Origin of the sequence: Colwellia psychrerythraea, assembly GCF_000764185.1 — a bacterium.
Taxonomy (GTDB): Bacteria; Pseudomonadota; Gammaproteobacteria; order Enterobacterales; family Alteromonadaceae; genus Colwellia; species Colwellia psychrerythraea_B.
The window spans coordinates 168,222-189,397 of sequence record NZ_JQEC01000071.1 but is presented as its reverse complement, the minus strand read 5'-3'; the positions used below and the strand labels follow the sequence as shown (position 1 = coordinate 189,397).

Sequence of the window (21,176 nt, the reverse complement as noted above, 5' to 3'; positions counted from 1 at the left end):
CATTAAGAGGCAAATAATAGTTGGCTAAAATAAGCGACGGAGGAGCAAATAGCCAACTGTTATTTGTCCTGCTTGAATGGCTTGTTATATGCCATTTTTATCGTTAAGCAACTTTACTTTAATTTGGGGAAATTGAAATGTAAATATGATAAATGTAAAAAGCAATGGTATGAAACTAAAGATAAAATCTTGATTTGAGTTCCAAAAATAAGTAAACCACAACTGCATTGTAAAGAACCCTACAACTTTTAATTTATGAGTAAATAATAATAAGCCAACCAAAACATGGAGTATTAATGAAAGAATAAAAGCTCCACCTGTTGGAATTAACGAATTCAAGGGGTTTACCTCAAATCCTTCTCCTGGAGAGTAAGCATTATAAAAGTAGGTTATTAACACTGGCATTAAATATATAGCTGTAAACACAATGCTTCGGCTCTCTTTTGCAATGTGTTTGCTATGAGCACGGTTTCTTTCCGCTAGTTTTTCAAGTGCATCCATTGCAGGAGATTCCTTGGCATATAACGCCTAAATAACAGGCTAAGTAATGGTTGGCTAAAATGTGAAACGAAGTGGAACGCAGCCAACTGTTACGTGTCCTTGTTTATTTTCTTGTTATATTGCTACTTACTCAAACAGTAAAAAATAGATAGTAAACAGTATAATAGCAATAGGGGGAACTTTGAGAGCTAACCAAATACCATTATATTTTTGTTTTCGCATGTATTGTTTTAATAAACGAATATCATAAACAGTTAACTCATAACCGCAATGATAGCATTCCAACTCCCCATGATTTATATGCTTTTTACACATTGGGCATGGAGCACATGGTTTTCTGTATCGAGAGTCAAATTCAGGTTCAAAATCCATTTAGTACTCAGTGCAGCCTTGCAATATAACGCCTCACTAAGAGGCAAATAATAGTTGGTTAAAATAAGCGACGAAGGAGCAAAAACCAACTGTTATTTGTCCTTTTAAGTGACTTGTTAGCATTACTTACGGATTAGTCGACAGGTGAACTTCTTTCAATGTTTGACTTGGTGAACCTATTGAGCATGAATCAGTCGCTGTAGTATATAGGTCAACTTTATGCTGAGATAATTTCGCAGCCATCAATATTGATAAAGCTTCTTTTTTAGCCTCGGGATCCCAACTAGCAAAGTTTACCCAATAAGAACCACCACCATCAGTTGGTTTTTGAAGAAACACGACTTTATCCATACCTTGGTTTGTGATACTTATTCTTCCTACATAAACGCCAATGCATTCATTAAATACAGCAGTTGCTTGAAAAGATAGAAGTAAGGTTGATAATAATAGTATTTTTTTTAGCACGAAATTCTCCTTGTAATGCTAACGCCACAATAAGCGGCTAAGTATTGTTGGCTAAAATGTGAAGCGAAGCGGAACCGAGCCAACTGTACGTGTCCGTTTGATTGCCTTGTTAGTTGATATTTAATTAAAAGCACCAACTTTACAATACGTTACCATGTTTATGGGGTATTCGGAAGAAGCAATAAACGCCCAGCACCACTACACACAAAAGCTTGAACTTTGAGCCACTAAACAAGAGTTATTGAAGCGAACAAACCAAACCTTAATTGACAAATGAGGCTAGATTTTCGCTGGTTATCACCTAAAAGTAAATGGCGAAAACGGAGGCGTAACCCACCAAACCAATTTAGAAAACACCGCTTTAACAATAAAAAATGTACTTGAACTAGTGGTGCCAACTAACGCCCGCATAAGGGGCTGATAATAGCTTGCTAAAATGTGTAACGAAGTGGAACTGAGCAAGCTGTTAGCAGTCCCATTCTTAATGCGCTTGTTATATTTCAAATACACAAACCAAAAAGTTAATTTGTCATGTGGTGATGAATAAAAAGAATAGCCCATAGCAATATTGCACTACCGATAAAGATGAATAAACCTTTAATGCTAAAGCTACTAATTCTATATTTGCAAACGGGACACACATAATATGACTTGTTCATTGCCACTTTAACTTCTAAGGGCACAATATCCGCTTTGCATTTTTTACACTGAGCCATTTAAGTTTGCATACCCTGATTGAAATATAACGCCCCATTAAGAGGCTTTTAATTGTTGGTTATAATGTGAAGCGAAGCGGAACCTAACCAACTGTTAAAAGTCCTGCTTGAATGGCTTGTTATATGAACTTAACACCTAACCCAATGAAAAGTAAGATACAAATAGTAAATACTAAAGAATATAAAATGACAGGCCTGATTTTAAAATGTAAAAGCATACTATTCGGCTTGCTAGAAAATAAATAATACCAACCTACCACCATAAACGGTGTTAAAAAAGCTAAGAATTTGAGACTAAGAAACTCTTGATTGGGATAAAGTAATGATAATAAAGGGGCAGTCATAAACATACTGCTCACAATTAAAAAAAATGACCAAGGGGAGTTATGACCCAAATAAACATCTTTTTTTATACAGGCTCCTAAAGATAAAACAAAAGGACTAAAGAAACTTAAACCTAAAATTATTATTTCATAATCAATAGCACTCTCAACCAATAAATGCATACTTGCAAGGATAAGTAACCCGATAGAGCCTAGAATAAAAAGATATTTTTCAAATGCCAATAGTGCCTCAGTTCATATAACGCCCAAATAACGGGCTAAGTAGCGCTTGCTAAAATTGTGGAACGAAGTGAAACCGAGCAAGCGTTACGTGTCCCTGTTTATTTTCTTGTTATGTGACTTTACCACCAAACTTAATGTTTTTTAACAACTTCAGCTTTGCAGGATACACAAATCCATTTACTCCGTTCAGAGTTTAGTTTCATGGGATCTCCACAATTTGAACACCTAATGTCTCTTAATTTGTAAGCACGAATAGCTAACACAACAATTAGCACAGCGATGATAGATATAAATACTTCTAATGAGGTCAAATCCTTGCTTCCTAACACTTCAGCTAATTAGACACATAACGCCCTAATAATGGGCAAAAATTGGTTGGCTAAAATGTTGAGGAACGAAAACAGCCAACTGATTTTTGTCCTATTAATTAGCTTGTTAGTTGGCAACTGACTCATACCATTTTTCATGGGCATTTAAGTCTTCACCAAACCCTGCGACCATTAACAGATCACGCCAATCGGTAGTAACAAGCTTTAAAGCGTTCTCTAAACCCGAATCACTCTCAGTAGCTAATTTTAAAACTGCGAATCGTATACGTTCCATTTCGACTGGAGTCCAGTCATCACATCCAAGTGATTCTGTACCGCATTCAACTTCTAATATATCACCGATTTCTTTAGCTTCTCTAGACTTATAAAGTGTATGAACTAAATACTCAGTGTTTGGACTAAGCTCACTCATAGAATTGCCTACTAACGCCCACTTAAGCGGACAAAAATAGTTGGTTAAAATGTGTAGCGAAGCGGAACCTAACCAACTGTTTTTGTTCCGTTTGAAGTGCTTGTTATACGACGTTAGTTACTACAATAGTTCCGTCATATAGCACAATTACTTCTTTTTTTTCTGTGCGGATACAAAACTTACCAACTGCCATTTCATGTAAGCCAATTACACCATCCATACAATTATCATCAAATTCATCATCGATGGTTTCTTCTGTATAAGATTGAATACCTGAAATTTTTATTTTCCGTTTTGGCAAACAATTATCAATGCTGTCAACGCATACTAATTCTATAATTCGTTTATCAATGTCATACAGGAATTTAGATATATACGGAGAACAATCTTTAAGATATTCAGACATCCGATCATCCATGCTAAACCTCTAGTCGTATAACAGTTTATTAAGAGGAAAAATTCCTTCTTTCTACAAGAGGATATTTATCTTCCATGATTTTATAATATCTAGAGGTTACTTTATTGTTCTATTTTAATCAATAAGTTAAAAATAAAACTCGTAGTGGTTGATGTGTGAAAGGCGGAATTATTCCCGCTTTCTTGTAGAAAGAAGGAAATACACTAGACTGTATCAATATACAGTAGTTTTTTGGGGTTACTATGGCTTCTCCATTTTTAAATTATATATCCGAGCAAATGCGTTTAAAGCGTTATGCAAAAAGAACGATTCAAAGCTATGTTTATTGGATCAAAGCTTACATAAACTTTAATGGTCACCGCCACCCTATAAGTTGTCATGATAGAGAAGTTGAGCAATTCCTCTCCTATTTAACAAACAAGCTTGATGTTGCGGCTAACACGCAGGGTATTGCGTTAAATGCTTTAGTGTTTTTATATAAGGCAATTCTTTTAAAGCCCTTAACCCTTGAGCTCAATTTTAATAAATCTAAACAACATACAAAATTACCTGTGGTCTTAACCCAAGCTGAGGTAACTACATTATTAACCAAGGTAGTAAGTCGTTATGTTTTACCATGCCAATTAATGTATGGCAGTGGCCTACGTTTAATGGAAGTAGTCCGTTTACGAATTCAAGATATAGATTTTGACTTTCATGCGATTCAAATTTGGCAAGGAAAGGGCGGTAAAAACCGTCGTGTTACGTTAGCTAAAGAGCTGTGTGAGTCATTGAAAGTACAAATTTCTATGGTTAAATCAATGTATCAGCAAGATCAACTAACCCCTGATTATAAAGGGGTCTGGCTGCCTTTTGCCTTAGCAAGAAAGTACCCCAGTGCCAGCAATGATGTGCAGTGGCATTACCTTTTTCCCTCTAATCGGTTAAGTAAAGACCCTGAAACTGATTTTGTGCGTCGACATCATATTGATGAAACAAGCCTCCGGAAAGCCGTAAAACTGGCAGCAAAAAATGGCGGTATAGATAAAAATGTCACTTGTCATACCTTACGACATTCATTTGCCACACACTTATTACAACGTGGCGCAGATATAAGAACAGTACAAGAGCAATTAGGTCACACGGATATTCGTACTACGCAAATATATACTCATGTGATTGAGCATGGCGCAAATGGAGTGAGAAGTCCGTTATCCGATTTATTCTAGCTCCCTTCTATATTTTATTTAGGTACTGGTTACATAACAGAGCAACTTTGAAGTTTTAGCATAAAAAATCCGCACTAAAAAGTGCGGATTTTGATTAAACGTTTAATACAAAGTAACAAATGCTTCGTTTTAACAGATCAAAGCTAGGTTTTGTTAGTTTTTATGTAATCATCAACCAAGTCAGCTAGTACGTTAAGTGGTACAGGGCCATTTTTTAATACAACATCATGAAATTCACGAATATCAAACTTATTACCTAACTTAACTTTGGCATTTTCACGCAATTCAATTATTTTGTTCATGCCAATTTTATATGCCGTTGCTTGTGAGGGCATTACCACATGACGCTCAACCATTTTAACGGCATCAGACATGGCATTAGGGGTGTTGGTGGCATAATATTCAATACCTTGACTTCGAGTCCATTGTTTAGTGTGAATGCCAGTATCAACAACTAAGCGACAAGCACGCCATAATTCCATTGCAAGGCGACCAAAGTCAGAATATGGGTCTTGATATAAGCCAATTTCTTTTGGAATCATCTCAGAGTACAGTCCCCAACCTTCGGTGTGTGCAGTATAGCCACCAAATTTACGGAACATTGGAATACCCGTTAACTCTTGTTTGATTGCTAATTGCATGTGATGTCCGGGAATACCTTCGTGGTATGCTAAAGCTGCCATTTGATAAATAGGCATAGCTTCCATGTCGTACAGGTTAGCGTAGTATATCCCTGGGCGTGTGCCATCTGGAGCAGGGCGTTCATAAAACGCTTTACCGGCAGACTTTTCTCTAAAGGCTTCTACCGCTTTAACCTTTAATGTGGCCTTGGGTTTGGTTAAAAATAAGCTGTCTAATCGACCTTCCATATCATCAATTAATGCTACAGCTTCATCTAGGTAACGTTGTTTTCCCTCATCGGTAGCAGGGTAGTAAAATTGCTTGTCGTTACGCATAAAGTCGAAAAAGTCGTTAAGGCTGCCGTCAAAAGCAACTTTTTCCATGATGACGCGCATTTCTTTATGAATACGGGATACTTCACTTAAACCAAGTTCATGTATTTGCTGTGAGGTTAAGTCCGTTGTGGTGGTACGTTTTAAAGCGTTGTTGTAAAAAGCTTCGCCATCAGGGAATTTCCAGGCGCCATCACGTGTATCCGCTTTTTTCTCAAGTGCTGTTAAGTAAGTCACTAATTGCAGATAACCTGGTTTTAAGCTGTTAATTAATGCCGCTTTAACGTCGTTAATTAAGGCTGCTTTTTCATTGTCACTAATGGCGATTTTATTCACTTTGCGGGTGAAGTCGGCAAAAATAGTGCTGCTTTCTCCATCATCAAATGGCGCGCCTACCAAAATATTTTTTGAATCTCTAATAACGTGACCAAAAACAAACTTAGGGGCAATAATGCCTTTTGTTTCACGTAATTTAAGCTGTTCAACAAGTTGTACTAAAAGCTTTTTAGAGCCATGAACGCGGGCAATGTAATCTTGCGCTTCCTTTACATCATTAATTGAATGCTGATTAATTAAAAATGCAGGTATTTGTGAATGTGTACCGTACATTTGGTTCACAGGGTAATTATGGAAACGCCATTTATAATCTGCGATGTGATTTTCAAAATTTTGCATGTATAAGCTATGGCTTATTTGAGTTTGCGCATCAAGTGTGTTCACATCAATGGCTTTTATTAACGCTAGATTTTCTTTGGCTATAGCCAGCTCTTTTGCAGCGTTTTCTTCTGATAGGTCATTCCATTTGTCGTAATCGGTTTTAATGCCTAAGTATGTTTGTCTTATGGGGTTACGCTGAACACCTTGTTTGAAAATAGTATCAAATAACGTATTGGCTTGCTCTGAGGCTGTTGGTGCTGTTTTTTCGCTTACATTAGCGGCGACAGTCGTTTGGCCATTATTGTCTTGTGGCATAACTTCTTTGTCTGAGCATGCACTCAATAAAGCCGTAGCAACAGCAACAACTAATAGGGATTTTTTAAAGGTCATACTTTCCTCATCTAACTTATAGTATTTGTATGTTTGTTAGTGTGCCTTAAGGTGTATTACTAATTCAATAAAAGCTCGATGGGTTGTTATAAAATTACGACCAATTGGTGTTGTGATAACAATTAGACTAATTTATTGGTTACTTAGTGAGGGTTGAACTGATTATTCTGTTTGGTATTAGCGTTAAAAGAAGTAAACTTACTAATAATCTTACACCTGAGCGTAAATGGAAACTCAGTAAATGAAATTTACCCTTGGCTTTCGAAAAGTTAAACATGAAGATATAGATTTTTTGTTGGAGTTACGTCGAAAAACTATGACTCAACATTTGCTAGCTGCGGATATTCGTATGACAGACGAACAGCACCTAGTTCGTATCAAAGAACATTTTTATGAAAGTCACATTATTCTAGCTGACCGTAAACCTATTGGTTTAGTAAAGATGGGTGTAGTTGCCCTTAATAATACCAATAAAAGCCTACACATTAGGCAGATTCAAATTATGCCTAAATACCAGGGGAAGGGCATTGGTAGTAAAGTCATTACGGTAGTGAAAAAGCGGGCTTTACAGTTATGCTTACCGATCACCCTAAATGTTTTATTGAAAAATCCGGCAAGGGGTTTGTACCTTCGACATGGTTTTCAAGTAGAGAAGAAAAATCGCTTGGAATATCTATTGCGTTGCCCACTAGAGGTGATTGCCGCTTAATTTAAGTCGTTATTAAACTTGAGAGCGACAATCATTACTTTCGAACTAAATAAAATTCCCTCGTTATAGAGCCTGAAAAAGAACCTAGTAACTGTCCCTAATAAATAAGCCCGTTTCGTTTTACTTTGTTGGGGTCAATACGTGATGGTGTTATCGAGCCATCAACTAGTGGTGTGGTCGCCATTGCTAGCATTTTAATAACCTGCACCATTGAAGGCAGGTTCAAGCTGTTTATATCATCGGTAACTTGGTGATAGTGCTGGTCTTTGTCTAGCTGAGTACTACTAAAACTGTGTGCAGGCACACCTAGTCTCGCTAGCGTGGCATTATCTGAACGGTAAAATAAGTTTTGTTTAGGGTAAGGGTCAGCATAAATTGTTAAGTTTTTCGGTGCTAATGCAGTATTTAATTGTTCACCTAAATTTGAACGGTCCATACCCGTCATCCACACACTACCTTCACCAAATACAGCGGGTTTGCCAATCATCTCAATGTTAATCATGGCAGTAATTTGTTTTGGATCTACGTGGGTAGAGAAATGACGTGAGCCAAAACCGCCAATCTCCTCGGCGCTAAAGGCGGCAAACATTAACGTTCTTTCGTTATTAGCCATTTTGGCAAAGTGGTTGGCTAAATTGATAATAGCTGAAACACCAGATGCGTCATCATCAGCACCATTAAATATTTGCTTACCTTGCTCAGCCTTATTGTTAGGTGTTGCCTCAAGGCTAGGTTTTACGCCTAAATGATCATAATGCGCGGAATAAAGTACAATTTCGTTAGCTTTACTTTTACCGGGTAAAATACCAACAACATTACTTAAGTTGGTATTGGTAACTTTTGCTTTCCCTTGTACGTTAAAGCTTTTAACTTTGCTGATATCGGTTAAGGCGATAACGATAACCCCACCCGTTTGAGAACTTGCTTTTTCATCAACAAGTTTAGTTAAGCCCCGAGCAAAGTAACTTTGGTAGCGTTTGAAACTCTTTTCATGTTTTGGATGCAGTAGTACTAGGTGCTGACCGCCTTGGTTATTGAGCTCACGTAGCACTTCGCGCATATTTTCGTCTTCACCAATCATCACCATGTTTACTGGTTGAGAGTTAGCGGCTTGATTCGTTTTCAAGGTTTTGCTATCCCATGAAAAGTCTATCTGTGTTGTGGCCATTGATAACGAGTCACTGGCAATTTTTTGGCCATTTATGTCAACGCTAAGGCTATTTGGTGTGATTCTCTGCACCGAATATTGCTGTTTGAAATTGGGCGCACTCTCCGCTGGCACAAGACCTACTTCGTTAAAACGTTTAGCAATGAAGTTAGCCGCTTGGCGGATTTCAAGGCTAAAGTTATCTCTGCCTTGTAGTTCATTGCTGGCTAAATAACTCACATCTTTAGTTACTTGCTCTAACGTGATGGTATTTTCTAAAGTGGCATTGACAGTTTTATCATCATCAAAGCCTAAGTTTATATTGCTACAGCCTGTTATTGATAAACTGGCTAAAGATAAAAGTGTTAAAGATCTAGCTAGTGTAACGGGCTTTAAACGATTTTTAATGCTTATTTTTGTCATGAAATACAGGCCTCTTATTTAAGTTTTATTGTTTCAACTAATAGGGTTTCTTCACCGGAAGATAACCATAACTGACCATCTTGAATACTGCATTGAAAGTCCATATTACGGCTAAGTAGCTTAACTAATGCTTCACAGGTAGTGGGTTCAAATTGCTCTATGCTAAGTCGTTCAAATTTATTCATGTTTTGTTCAACTTGAGACCACCAAGTATTTACACTAGTACCATAGCAATAAAGTTTTACAGCTTTTGCTTGGTTACAAGCTTTTTTAAGTCGTTTTTCATCTAGTTGGCCAAGTTCAATCCACAAATTAATTTCATCACTGTAATTAATTTGCCAAATGGCCGCTTCGTTTTCATCACTCAGCCCTTTGCCAAACTGTAAGTCTTCATGGGCATTAAGGATATAAGCAATTAAGCGCACCATCAATCGTTGTGGTGTTTCTGAGGGGTGTTGAGCAACAGTAAGTTGCAAGCTGTCGTAGTAATTACGATCCATATCGGCAAGTTCGATATTAGCTTTGTAGATGGTTGCTTTAAGGGCCATAGGTGCTTAGCGGTAATAAATAATGGCGCTATCATAACAGTATGCTGCTAACTTGCAAAAACTAGCGAAGGTAAAGCTATAATCAATGCAAAAATAGCCATTATTTATCAAGTGAATAGCTAGGATAATGGTAATTAATTCTACTTATGACAAGATTTAAAGGATGATAATGGCACTGGCATTATTTCTAATATTTTATACTAATTCAATCTTTTGAGGCTCACATGACTATTCAATCTTTTTTTCCTCCGCAGCGTATTTTGATGGGGCCAGGGCCCTCTGATGTTAGCCCTCGAGTTTTGTCGGCGTTAGCAAGGCCAACAGTAGGGCATCTAGACCCAACGTTTATTGGCATGATGGATGAAGTGAAAACCTTATTACAATATGCCTTTCAAACAGAAAATAAGTTTACTATGGCTGTATCAGCGCCAGGCTCTGCGGGCATGGAAGCGTGTTTTGTTAATTTGATCACCGCAAGTGATACGGTCGTTGTTTGTGTTAACGGCGTATTTGGCATGCGTATGGTTGAAAATGTTAATCGTATTGGCGCTAAGTTGGTTGTTGTTGAAGGGGAGTGGGGCAGAGCAGTAAACCCGCAAGCATTAACCAGATCCCTAGAAGAAAACCCACAAGCAAATTTTGTTGCTTTTGTTCATGCTGAAACCTCAACAGGAGCGTTATCTGATGCAAAAACCTTGTGTGCTATTGCCAAGCAACATAACTGTTTAACTATTGTCGATGCAGTTACCTCTCTTGGTGGTGTTGAGCTACGGGTAGATGAATGGCAAATTGATGCTGTGTATTCCGGTAGCCAAAAATGTTTGTCTTGTGTACCAGGTTTATCGCCAGTAAGTTTTAGTGATAAAGCCGCTGAGGTTATTCAAAACCGCAGTACTGCTGTGCAGAGTTGGTTTCTTGACCTATCCCTGGTGATGGGCTATTGGTCAGGAGAAGGTAAACGCAGCTATCATCATACTGCACCGGTTAACTCTTTATATGCCTTACATGAATCATTAGTCATGCTACAAAATGAGGGTTTAGAAAACAGCTGGGCACGACATAAAGCCATGCATAATAAATTAAGTAAAGGCTTAGCTGATTTAGGTCTCAACTTTATAGTGCCTGAAAGTGAGCGATTACCACAGCTTAACGCGGTAACGATTCCTCAAGGTGTTGATGATGGCAAAGTACGCCAGTTTTTATTGAATGAATATAACTTGGAAATTGGCGCAGGATTAGGTGCATTCGCAGGAAAAGCGTGGCGCATAGGCTTAATGGGGTATGCCGCACGCAACGAAAATGTCACCTTGTGTTTAGCAGCGCTAAAAGAAGCGCTAAAACGATAAATATGAGGTTTTGCAAATAAAAAAGCCCAGTGCTGATATTGATCTGCACTGGGCTTTCTGTTTATTAGGTATGTGTGAGTAATGTATTGTTAACTAATTTTACCAAGTACCGCTGTTTTGCATACTTAACCAAGGCTCTTGAGGAGCAAGAGAGCCATCTTTTTGTAATAACTCTATCGCGATACCATCAGGTGAATTAACAAATGCCATATGACCACAGCGAGGTGGCCTGTTAATGGTAATACCCGCATCTTGAAGTTTTTGACACGTTTGGTAAATGTCATCTACTTCAAAAGCTAAATGACCAAAACTACGCCCAGTAGTATAATCTTCTGTAGAGCCCCAGTTATAGGTCAGTTCAACTTCAGGAGCACCAATTTCAGTGGCTAAATAAACGAGGGTGAATTTACCCGCAGCAACTTCGCTACGCCTTGTTTCAATCAAACCAAGTTTGTTGATGTAAAAATCGAGTGATTGGTTTAAATCACGTACTCGTACCATGGTATGTAAAAACTTCATAAGGCTCTCAACAGTTTAAAGGAATATTAGGACACTCAGTTTGAATATAACTAGCTGGTTTTTTCTTTAAAATCACATAAATCTTCAATAATACATGAGCCGCATTTAGGTTTGCGTGCTACACAAGTGTACCTACCATGCAGGATAAACCAATGATGTAAATTGAAAAAGAACTCGGTTTTTCTAGGAGTATTTTTGACTATATTTTTTTCAGTTTCTTCAACGTTTTTACCTTTGGCATAACCAGTACGATTTGCGAGTCGTTGAATATGTGTATCAACAGCAATAAAGTAATTGCCTTCATCATCTTTTAGCCAACCAAAGGCGGTATTTAATACCACGTTAGCTGTTTTACGGCCGACCCCAGGTAATGCTTCCAGCGCTGCTCTACTTTTTGGGACTTCACCGCCATGTAGATCCACTAACATTTGACAGGTCTTAATGGTGTTAGCGGCTTTAGTATTAAACAAACCAATGGTTTTGATATAGTGCTTTAATCCATCAAGGCCAAGGTCAAGAATAGCTTGCGGTGTGTTGGCAACAGGATAAAGTTTGTCTGTTGCCTTGTTCACACCAACATCGGTTGCTTGCGCAGAAAGTAATACTGCAATTAGCAACTCAAACGGGCTAGAAAAGTTTAATTCTGTCGTTGGCTCTGGATTGTTATCGCGCAGCCGCGTTAACATCTCTATGCGTGTTTCTTTGTTCATGGCTCTGCTCTTCTTTAAAACGGTCTTACTTTGGATTGCTCAGGACAATTAAAGTTGGTTAATAGTTAAGAATCGAAATTAACGCGCACCCGTTCAATAACTTGTTCAGTATCAACTACTTTTTTATTTTTAATATGGTTATCAATCGCATTCTTGAGGGCAATCAAAATACCCATAGCAATAAAAGCACCAGGCGGTAAAATGGCTAATAAAAATTGACTATCAAGTTGCATCACTTCAATTCGCAGCACACTTGCCCACTCCCCGAATAATAAGTTAGCGCCATCAAAGAGTGTGCCTTGGCCTAATATCTCTCTTATGATGCCTAACAAAACTAAGATAATAGCAAAGCCTAAACCCATCATAAGTCCGTCAAAAGCGGCTTGTTTAACCGGGTTTTTTGAAGCATACGCTTCAGCTCGACCAATAATGGCGCAGTTAGTGACAATTAGCGGCAGAAAAATACCCAAGGATTGATAAATGCCATAGGCATAGGCATTCATGAGTAATTGAACACAGGTAACAAAAGCGGCAATGATGAGAACAAAAATAGGGATACGAATTTCTTTAGGTACCCAATGGCGGATTGCCGATACGGTTGCATTAGAGCAAATCAGTACTAACAGCGTTGCCAGGCCAAGGCCTAAAGCATTAGTCACGGTTGATGTTACCGCGAGTAAAGGACACAAGCCAAGCAGTTGTACTAGACCAGGGTTATTTTTCCATAAGCCCTGTATGGCCAGTTCTTTATATTCAGCTTTCAGATCCGCAGTGGCTTGTAATTTGTTAGCTGCTTCTTCTTGCTCATCAATTTTATTAGCAATATCAACATCATTACTATTTTGTGGTGCTATTTCATTGCTCATTAGCAGCCTCGTTCTCTGGTGGCGTAGTTGTCTGCTTAGATGAAGCTGTATCCGTCAACCTAAGCAGTGCTTCGCCACAGGCATTGGGGCGAGTTAATAAACTGCCTTTGTTTTTAGTAAAGTAATTCAGGGTGCTTTTCACGCCTTCAACAACCGCTCGTGGGGTAATGGTTGCCCCGGTGAATTGGTCAAACATACCGTTATCTTTACTGACTGCCCAGCGGCTATCGTTTGGTGAAAGTAACTTTTTACCGTTAAAGCTGGTTACCCAATCGCTTTTTCTCAGCTCAACTTTATCGCCTAAACCAGGGGTTTCTTGATGTTTGAGCACCCGAACACCACTGACACTACCATCATTGTTGATTGCCATAATAAAATCGATGTTGCCATTATAGCCTTTTGGCGCAGTGCTAGTTATGGCAACGGCAATAACTTGACCTGATTTTCTGGCAATGTAAGCGGTGTGCATATTACTTGTGCCCAGTTCAGGAGCACTCATCATAATACAATCATTGGCGATGTCATTATCATAACGACTCGGCTCAATAATACTATGAAGGGTCTTTAATAAATGTTGCTGCTCTTGCTTTTTAATTTCATCTTTAGTCAGCTCACTTACTAAACCAACAGCAAGAGTACAAGCGATAGCGAAAAGTGCTAGAATTTTGGTGTTTTTGGAAACGGCAATGGTCAGTGCTGACTTTGTCGCCTTCTCTTGTTCAAGCTGAACGTTTTGCGCAATATTTTCAGATTCCTCAGCATTTGAGTTGCTAGGCTGATTTTTTTCTGGTGTAGGATCTACTTTATCAGACATTATTTATCTCCCTTTAGGTGACCATAGGTACGAGGGCGAGTATATTGATCTATAAGAGGAGAAGACATATTACAAAGTAAAATAGCAAATGCAACACCGTCAGGGTAACCACCTGCGGTGCGAATTAAATAAACTAATAAACCAGCAAGTAAACCAACAATAATCCGACCTTTGGTACTAGTAGCGCCAGTTACCGGGTCTGTTAAAATAAAAAATGCCCCTAACATGGTTGCACCAGAAAACCAGTGGAACATAGTTGAAGCACTGCTATCTGGGCTTATGCTGTAACTAATAAAAGAGCAGATAAATAGGCTGATTAAAAAACTAACGGGTGTTTGCCAAGCAATGGCTTTTTTAAAGATAAGAAAAATACCGCCTAATAAAAATCCAGCATTAATCCATTCCCACCCTAGGGCAAAGTTATCACCAAAAATAGGGTTTTCAAGACTTTCGAATACGGTTAGGCCTAGGCCTGTATTTGTTTTTAATGTGTCGAGTGGCGTTGCCATTGTGATGCCATCAATACTGGTACGTATTTGCTCTACTGAATAACCTTCGAGAGTGAACCCCGTTAATATTGTCGTAAAGGTATTAGTGAAGTTTAAATCAACAGCGACTAGACTTAACGGCGGCTGCCAAAGTGTCATTTGTAAAGGAAAAGACACCAGTAACATTACATAACCTGCCATGGCGGGGTTAAACGGGTTATGGCCTAGACCACCGTATAACTGCTTAACAATGACGATAGCAAAAATTGTTCCTATCACAGAGATCCACCAAGGTGCTAATGCCGGTAAACATATGCCAAGCAATAATGCAGTTAATAGGGCACTACCATCAAGTAATTCATGGGTTATCGGTTTTTTACGCAGTGATAATACCGTAAATTCACAAACTAATGCCGTTGCCATAGCTAAAGCTATATGAATTAAATTTCCCCAACCAAAAAAATACCATTGTGCCAATACACCTGGCAGGGTTGCGTAAATAACTAAACGCATTAAGTTAGGTGTTTTGGCTTGATTATGATTGTGTGGTGAACTTGCTATCCAAAAGGCCATTATTTATGTCGACTCATCGAGTTATTTAGCTGATAAATTGTATTAAAATTTAGTTTCTTGTTTTTCATATGTTATCCGTTACCTTAGTCTTTATTGGTAACATTACTGTCGACCTTGTTAGATTCTTTCAGCTTTTTCTTCGCTTTAGCCTTCGCGATAGCGGCTGAAATCTTAGCTTTTTTATCAGCAGCACCTGATTTACTTTCACCTTCAGCGGATTGATTTACTGCATCAGGTGCCGCAGAGCTATCCATTGTTTCTTCTTCAGTAACGGGAACTTTAACAATCACTGATTCTTCAACAATGGCTGACGCTGACAGAGAGCTAGCTTGCGCGGATTTTTTTGCTAGTGCTTTACTTTTTGCTTTAGCAATGGCGGCGGCAATTTTTGTCTTTTTATCATCAGTATTAGCTGGTTTTTCTGCGGATGTTTTTTCTGACCTTATACCTTTTGGTGATATGTCTTCTGGCAATGAGCTTTCGACTGCGACTTTATCTGCAGCGGCTGTTATCGGCGGCGCTATTGGAACAATAGATTGACTTGCAGCATTTAGTTTCTTAGCTTTCGCTTTCGCAATAGCGGCAGCAATTTTAGTTTTCTTATCATCAACACTCGATTTTTCAGCCTGAGCAGGTTGCTCTGCTACAACTGCCGCAGGATTTTCCTTATCTAACACATCACTTTTTGGTGCCTGCAGGGCTGCTTCTTGTTTAAGCTTCTTTTTCGCCTTGGCTCTGGCAATAGCTGCCGCGACTTGAGATTTTTGTTCATTTACAGGCTCATCTACAACGGCATCTACTGGTTTATTTTGACTATCGATACTACCAGATTTACTTGCTGCTTTTTTAGCTTTAACTCTAGCAAGTGCTGCCGCAACGGCTGATTTAGCGCCAGTAGCTTCAGGTGTCGCTTTGTTCATTGCTGCTTTACGCGCTGCAGCCGCTTTTTTGTGTTTCTCTTGTCGAGCCATTTTCTCTTTTTCTAAGCGTAATTTACGTGCTTCGAAACGAATTTTTGCTTTTTCTGCTTTTAAATCTAATTGTTGCTGTTGACGTATTTCGGCTTTAGCAATACGGTAATAATGCACTAAAGGGATTTGGCTTGGGCATACATAAGCACAAGCACCACAATCAATACAATCACTTAAATTGAGTTTTTCTAATTGTGGATAATCTTTAGCTTTAGCACTCCACTGCAACTCCTGTGGTAACAGCTGACTAGGGCAGACATCACTACACTGACCGCAGCGGATGCATTCGACTTCGTTACTTTCTTTCTCAAACGCACTCGGCATTTCAGTTTTACTTGGTACTAGAATACAGTTACTGGTTTTAACGATAGGTACTAGCTCGCTAGCAATGCTAAAGCCCATCATAGGTCCGCCCATGATTACCGGCTGTTTCTCATTTTCAAGCGCTTGCACGGCACATTTTTCAAGTAAAAAATTAACGGGAGTTCCCAATAAGGCCCACACATTTTGTGGTTTATCTAAGGCTTGCCCAGTTACCGTAACAACACGGCGGATAAGTGGTGTATCGTGTCTCACGGCTTCATTAATAGCAAAACAAGTGGCAACATTTTGCATTACGATACCGGCATGAATAGGCAGTTGACCTGAGGTAACTTCTTTACCCGTTAAAATTTGAATTAACTGCTTCTCGCCCCCTGCAGGGTACTTTGTCGGTACAACACAAACTTTTATTTTTTCAATGCCAGCAGTGGCTTGCTGTAACGCTTTAATTGCCTTAGGTTTATTGTCTTCGATAGCAATTAAAATAAAAGCCGGGCTGAGTAGTTTATCAAGAATTTTTATGCCATCTACAATGGCGTCACTTTGCTCCATCATTAATAGATCATCAGCCGTGATATAGGGTTCACACTCTGCGCCATTGATGATAAGAAAGTTAATGTCAGGTTTACTATTTACTTTTATATGAGTAGGAAAGCCCGCTCCGCCCATACCAGCAATACCAGCATCGGCAATTTTTTTAATGATTTCATGATTAGATAATTGTTCTAAATCAGGACAAACTTTTCTTTTACGCCAAGTATCTTCACCATCTACATCGAGAAAAATGCACAACTGGCTAAAGCCAGAAGGGTGGGCAATAATTGAGGTTTTAATTGCGCTAATAGTACCACTGGTAGGTGCATGAATGGGCACAACCATAAGGTTAGTGCTTAGCGTTAGCGCTTGTCCCTTTAATACGTGATCGCCAATACTTACTAACAAATCACCTTCACGGCCGATATGCTGTTGCAGTGGGATAATTAATTGCTTTGGTAATGCCAGCTGCTTGATAGGTTTACTTGCAGTTAGAAATTTTTGTTCTGGGGGATGAATGCCGCCATGAAAATCCCAAAAATGTCCACGCGTGATACGCTCGATTACTGATTCCACCATACTCTCCTAATCCAGTTGTTTTACTGGAATACTGGTTAAATCCCATTGCCAATTATTAATAGTATCTGGCACTTCACGCATTTCAATACAATCTACTGGGCAGGGCGCAACACATAAGTCGCAACCCGTACACTCATCTATGATAATAGTGTGCATTTGTTTGGCTGCGCCGATAATGGCATCAACAGGACAAGCCTGAATACATTTGGTGCAACCTATACAATCTTCTTCAATAACAAAGGCAACTTTAGGGCGATTACTTTGCACAGCATCGCCACTTACGTGACTATCATCAAGAGGCTGAACTTCAACGCCCATTAAATCTGCAATTTTTTTGATGGTGTCTTCGCCACCTGGAGCACATTTATTGATGGCTTCGCCATCGGCAACAGCTTGTGCGTATGGCTTGCAGCCAGGATAGCCACATTGACCGCATTGCGTTTGTGGCAGTAGGGCATCAAGTTGATCTACGATGGGGTCAGCATCGACTTTAAAGCGAACGGATGCAAAACCTAATAATGCACCAAAAATTGCGGCAATACTGCCCAGAACAACAATGGCAAGGAGGATGTTCATGTTAAATTTTCACCAAACCAGTAAAACCAAGAAATGCTAATGACATCAAACCAGCGGTGATCATCGCAATAGCAGTACCTTTAAATGGACCTGGAACATCCGCATGAGCTAATTTTTCACGCATGGCAGAAAACATCACCAATACCAAAGAGAAGCCTACTGCAGCACCAAAACCATAGATAATAGACTCAAAGAAACCGTGTTGTAATCTTAAATTCAATAATGCCACACCTAATACTGCACAGTTAGTAGTGATTAATGGCAAGAATATTCCTAATAACCGGTAAAGGCTGGCACTAGTTTTATGGACAATCATTTCAGTAAATTGCACAACTACAGCAATCACTAAGATAAAACTCATGGTGGTGAGGTATTCAAGATCCAGGGGCACGAGCAGGTATGTGGTAACTAAGTAACTAAGTAGAGATGCCAAAGTCATGACAAAAACAGTGGCGAATGACATACCGATAGCAGTTTCAGTACGTGAAGAAACCCCCATAAAAGGACATAGGCCAAGAAATTGCACTAAAACAAAGTTATTTACCAGGATAGTGCCAACGAGTAGTAACAGGTAATCAGTCATTTACTTAAAGGTCATTAGGTTATTAGTTATAATAATGTCGCCATTATCCGTGTTTTTATACTATTTAACAACACACCAGCAGTAAGGGTATTACACTTTTTTCTATTTTCTTTATATTAAAATAACAAAGGAGGACTCTGCAAAAAAGCCGAATGAGAGTGAACCATTCGGCTTTAAATATTATTGCGGTTTAAATCATTATAATTGAGAAGGCTTGCCTACATAATAACCCTGACAACCATCAATAAATAATTTCTCTAAGGTGTGTTTTTCTTCTTGGCTTTCGACACTTTCGGCTAATACATTGATGCCTAGTCTATGCGCTAAATCAACCATCAAACGCAAAAAGTATTGGTTGTTTTTATCATCGTCGATATCACGTGTATAAGAGCTATCCATTTTGATGTAATCAGGCGTTAAATCTCTGAAGAATTTAAAGGACGTTAAACCAACACCAAAACGCTCTACGGTAACTCTTGAACCAACACGATGTAACATGTCTACTAAGCGTTTAGCTGTTTTTATGTTTTGTTGTAATCCTAGTTCAGATATTTCGAACACTAAGCGAGGAGCCGCCGCAGGCTCTCGTAATAATTTACGCTCTAGCCAAATCATAAAATGTTCATCATTAATGCTTCGAGCGCTGATATTGATACCATAGCTGCTATCGAGCATGTTTTTGCTGGTGATTTCTTTGATTACTGTTTCAATGATTAACCGATCTACATCTATTATTTTATCAAGCTTCTCTGCCATTGCGATAAATGTGGCTGTGGGTAACATGTCATCATTAGCATTTAGAAAACGCGCTAATATTTCTCCATAGACTTTATTATTACGACCACTTGGTTGAATGGGTTGAACTAACAAGTTGATACGGCCACCATCTAAAACACTATCTATTTCTTGTCGCCAATTTTGACTACCAAAATTAGCGCTATTATCTGTTAAAATGTTGACATCCGTTTGTGAATACCAAGAGTTCGTTTTTTGAGTTTGAGCAACACTGACTCCGGTATCGGCTAATGCTAACAATTCACCAAGAGGTTTCGACTTATCAAAATAAACTAAACCTGTAAAAGCAACAGACTCTAACTCATTGACTTGCTGATAGTCATTAAATTTAAGCGTTAACTCCTTCGCGTAATCTTCAGCAAACCTTAACTGTTCATTAGGTAATATAGTGGCAAAATCTGAACTATTTAAACGAAATATTTTACCTGCTGGTCTAGTTGATAATGCGCTTTTTATGATATCAGCAACTTTTATAATGTAGTTGTCGCCTGAGTTATAACCATGCACTTGGTTAATGGTTTGTAGCTCAGAGCAACGAGTAATAAGTAGCACACCAAATTTAACCGGGCTGTCTTTAACTATGTTGTTTTCATAGAATTGCACAAAACGATTTCGATTCTCAATGCCCGTCAAAGTATCAACATGGGCCTCTATTTCTAAACTGGTGGTGTTTTTAAATTGCTCGGTCATCATTGACCTGATTTCCGCAATGCCATCTTGCAAAGCAGGGATATCTAATAATTGATCGTTACCGTTTTCATTAGTGATAAAATCAGCATTGTTAATCTTGGCTAATTCATTACTAATTTGTTTACTGATAATACCAAAGATAACGGTTTGCAATTTATAATTGAGCTTTGCTGAAATAAAAACAAACACAACACATAAAGCAACAATGCCCATGAATAGCTGGCTTAGGAAATTAAAGATAGTAGTAAAGTTGAGTTGGTATTGAACCTGTAGGTTCAGTCTACCAGCAGAGGTTGTTTTACGTTTTGTAAAGCCGAAATCAAGCGGTTGCACTTGGTTATTTTTATAATTGAATAAAATTTTAGAATTATTTTTTATAATTAATGTCTGGTAATCTGTGCTGGCGGTTAATATGGCAGCGAGTTTTGACGCCATTTCTTCGATAGAAACATCATTGCTAGCAAGTTGCTGACTAATAGCTTGTATGCTTTGCTGGTGCTCTTGGGTTTTATTATCTATATAGGTAGATAATAATAAGAATGTTATGACTGCAAGAGCCATAATAAATATTAACGCAAATAATATGTTTTTGATGAATAGCTTAGAAAACTTATACATGATGAAATTAAATGCTCCGTTTAAATCCTACCAAGAAGCAAGGGCTCGCTCCTATTTGCAAATTTTTTGCTGGAAATGATAGCTATATTATAGGTTCAATACTAACGCATTGTAAAATATAAATTAATTATAGCAAATGTTTTACGGTCATTTATTCGTCAGAGGGTAGTAAAATAATGTACTTTTCTAATCGATATTGCTTAATGCCCCTTGCGCTTAGTAGCGCACCACTATATAATTTGCGGCAATAGAACTTAGTAAGATGTCACTGAATAAGCTCACAAGTGTTGTGTGGTTTATATTCTTATTAATATTATTGTTAGCTCAGCTAATAATAACCAGATTAAACAGCGTAAACCGTTTAATCTAGGGGGAAAGC

20 protein-coding genes are annotated in these 21,176 nt (G+C 38.5%); 3 read left to right on the top strand and 17 right to left on the bottom strand.

Annotation, left to right across the window (positions count from 1 at the left end; all coding sequences use genetic code 11):
* Positions 1–84: 84 nt before the first annotated feature.
* From GAB14E_RS01555 to GAB14E_RS01580, 5 genes are all read right to left on the bottom strand, one after another.
* On the bottom strand, positions 85–501 hold the full coding sequence (locus GAB14E_RS01555; protein ID WP_033084379.1) for a hypothetical protein: 417 nt from the start codon (positions 499–501) through the stop codon (positions 85–87).
* A gap of 498 nt (positions 502–999) precedes the next feature.
* Positions 1,000–1,338, bottom strand: a complete 339-nt coding sequence (locus GAB14E_RS01565) for a hypothetical protein (RefSeq protein WP_033084377.1) — start codon at positions 1,336–1,338, stop codon at positions 1,000–1,002.
* Positions 1,339–2,173: 835 nt separating this feature from the next.
* Entirely contained in the window at positions 2,174–2,620 is a 447-nt protein-coding gene (locus tag GAB14E_RS01570) for a hypothetical protein (RefSeq protein WP_156115803.1), read from the bottom strand.
* Positions 2,621–3,055: 435 nt separating this feature from the next.
* Positions 3,056–3,361, bottom strand: coding sequence for a hypothetical protein (locus GAB14E_RS01575; RefSeq protein ID WP_033084375.1), 306 nt, complete (start codon positions 3,359–3,361; stop codon positions 3,056–3,058).
* A gap of 103 nt (positions 3,362–3,464) precedes the next feature.
* Positions 3,465–3,779, bottom strand: coding sequence for a hypothetical protein (locus tag GAB14E_RS01580; protein ID WP_156115802.1), 315 nt, complete (start codon positions 3,777–3,779; stop codon positions 3,465–3,467).
* A 242-nt stretch (positions 3,780–4,021) separates the two neighbouring features.
* On the opposite strand from GAB14E_RS01580, the gene GAB14E_RS01585 reads away from it, so the two are divergent.
* Positions 4,022–4,987 carry an integron integrase gene (locus GAB14E_RS01585; RefSeq protein ID WP_033084373.1) on the top strand — a complete coding sequence of 322 codons (966 nt, stop codon included), beginning with the start codon at positions 4,022–4,024 and terminating at the stop codon, positions 4,985–4,987.
* Between the two features lie 143 nt (positions 4,988–5,130).
* Here the strand turns inward: GAB14E_RS01585 and GAB14E_RS01590 are convergent, their stop codons facing one another.
* Positions 5,131–6,987 carry a DUF885 domain-containing protein gene (locus GAB14E_RS01590; protein ID WP_033084372.1) on the bottom strand — a complete coding sequence of 619 codons (1,857 nt, stop codon included), beginning with the start codon at positions 6,985–6,987 and terminating at the stop codon, positions 5,131–5,133.
* Between the two features lie 241 nt (positions 6,988–7,228).
* On the opposite strand from GAB14E_RS01590, the gene GAB14E_RS01595 reads away from it, so the two are divergent.
* Positions 7,229–7,696 (top strand): GNAT family N-acetyltransferase, encoded by a 468-nt coding sequence (locus tag GAB14E_RS01595; protein WP_033084371.1) that lies wholly within the window; start codon positions 7,229–7,231, stop codon positions 7,694–7,696.
* Between the two features lie 97 nt (positions 7,697–7,793).
* Here GAB14E_RS01595 and GAB14E_RS01600 read toward each other — a convergent pair whose 3' ends face one another.
* Both GAB14E_RS01600 and GAB14E_RS01605 read right to left on the bottom strand, forming a co-directional pair.
* Entirely contained in the window at positions 7,794–9,266 is a 1,473-nt protein-coding gene (locus GAB14E_RS01600) for a M20/M25/M40 family metallo-hydrolase (RefSeq protein WP_033084370.1), read from the bottom strand.
* Positions 9,267–9,280: 14 nt separating this feature from the next.
* Positions 9,281–9,814, bottom strand: coding sequence for a YaeQ family protein (locus GAB14E_RS01605; RefSeq protein ID WP_033084369.1), 534 nt, complete (start codon positions 9,812–9,814; stop codon positions 9,281–9,283).
* A 224-nt stretch (positions 9,815–10,038) separates the two neighbouring features.
* Here GAB14E_RS01605 and GAB14E_RS01610 point away from each other — a divergent pair, with 224 nt between their 5' ends.
* The gene (locus GAB14E_RS01610) at positions 10,039–11,160 is read left to right on the top strand and encodes a pyridoxal-phosphate-dependent aminotransferase family protein (protein ID WP_033084368.1); all 1,122 of its coding nucleotides are present in this window, start codon (positions 10,039–10,041) and stop codon (positions 11,158–11,160) included.
* A gap of 99 nt (positions 11,161–11,259) precedes the next feature.
* Here the strand turns inward: GAB14E_RS01610 and GAB14E_RS01615 are convergent, their stop codons facing one another.
* The 9 genes from GAB14E_RS01615 to GAB14E_RS01650 all read right to left on the bottom strand — a co-directional run bounded on the left by GAB14E_RS01615 (position 11,260) and on the right by GAB14E_RS01650 (position 20,740).
* A complete protein-coding gene (locus tag GAB14E_RS01615) occupies positions 11,260–11,679 on the bottom strand; it encodes a VOC family protein (protein WP_033084367.1) in 420 nt (139 codons plus the stop codon).
* Positions 11,680–11,729: 50 nt separating this feature from the next.
* Complete coding sequence (nth, locus tag GAB14E_RS01620) at positions 11,730–12,389, bottom strand: endonuclease III (protein WP_033084366.1); 660 nt, start codon at positions 12,387–12,389, stop codon at positions 11,730–11,732.
* A gap of 65 nt (positions 12,390–12,454) precedes the next feature.
* Complete coding sequence (locus tag GAB14E_RS01625) at positions 12,455–13,255, bottom strand: electron transport complex subunit E (protein WP_231562124.1); 801 nt, start codon at positions 13,253–13,255, stop codon at positions 12,455–12,457.
* Complete coding sequence (gene rsxG / locus GAB14E_RS0123540) at positions 13,245–14,069, bottom strand: electron transport complex subunit RsxG (RefSeq protein WP_081967919.1); 825 nt, start codon at positions 14,067–14,069, stop codon at positions 13,245–13,247. Before rsxG ends, GAB14E_RS01625 begins: the two co-directional genes overlap by 11 nt.
* Positions 14,069–15,130 carry an electron transport complex subunit RsxD gene (rsxD, locus tag GAB14E_RS01630; protein WP_033084365.1) on the bottom strand — a complete coding sequence of 354 codons (1,062 nt, stop codon included), beginning with the start codon at positions 15,128–15,130 and terminating at the stop codon, positions 14,069–14,071. The genes rsxG and rsxD overlap by 1 nt, the downstream gene beginning before the upstream one ends.
* Before the next feature lie 83 nt (positions 15,131–15,213).
* Positions 15,214–17,535 (bottom strand): electron transport complex subunit RsxC, encoded by a 2,322-nt coding sequence (gene rsxC / locus GAB14E_RS01635; RefSeq protein WP_033084364.1) that lies wholly within the window; start codon positions 17,533–17,535, stop codon positions 15,214–15,216.
* 6 nt (positions 17,536–17,541) lie between these two features.
* Positions 17,542–18,111 (bottom strand): electron transport complex subunit RsxB, encoded by a 570-nt coding sequence (gene rsxB, locus GAB14E_RS01640; protein WP_033084363.1) that lies wholly within the window; start codon positions 18,109–18,111, stop codon positions 17,542–17,544.
* A gap of 1 nt (position 18,112) precedes the next feature.
* The gene (gene rsxA / locus GAB14E_RS01645; RefSeq protein WP_033084362.1) at positions 18,113–18,694 is read right to left on the bottom strand and encodes an electron transport complex subunit RsxA; all 582 of its coding nucleotides are present in this window, start codon (positions 18,692–18,694) and stop codon (positions 18,113–18,115) included.
* 198 nt (positions 18,695–18,892) lie between these two features.
* On the bottom strand, positions 18,893–20,740 hold the full coding sequence (locus GAB14E_RS01650; protein ID WP_231562123.1) for an EAL domain-containing protein: 1,848 nt from the start codon (positions 20,738–20,740) through the stop codon (positions 18,893–18,895).
* Positions 20,741–21,176: the final 436 nt, after the last annotated feature.